Genomic DNA, 343 nt, shown 5'->3' with positions numbered 1-343 from the left:
CCGGGCGGCGTTGCCGGTGCCGGAGTTCTCCGGCGGGGGCCGGGGGCGGGTGGCTCGGTCGCCTCGGGAGGAGATCCTGTGTGGTCTGTTCGCCGAGGTGCTGGGGCTGGCGTCGGTGGCGGCGGACGACGATTTCTTCGTGGCGGGTGGTCATTCGCTGCTGGCGACGCGGCTGGTGTCCCGGGTGCGGTCGGTGTTCGGGGTGGAGTTGCCGGTGCGGGCGCTGTTCGACAGTCCCACGTCGGCCGGGCTGGTGCGGCACCTGGACGCTGCCACCACCGCCCGCCCACCCCTGCGGCCCGCCGACCGGACCGGCGGCGAGGTACCGCTGTCGTTCGCCCAG

1 protein-coding gene is annotated in these 343 nt (G+C 74.9%); it reads left to right on the top strand.

All coding sequences use genetic code 11. The annotated features are described in order from the left end of the window. Positions 1-343: phosphopantetheine-binding protein (locus KWI83_RS37930; protein WP_218518907.1), on the top strand; the 343-nt coding region annotated here is incomplete at both ends.

This window comes from Streptomyces sp. TRM70350 (assembly GCF_019219825.1).
GTDB lineage: Bacteria > Actinomycetota > Actinomycetes > Streptomycetales > Streptomycetaceae > Streptomyces.
Note: the sequence above shows the minus strand (reverse complement) of the source record. Positions and strands in the feature narration are given on the sequence as shown.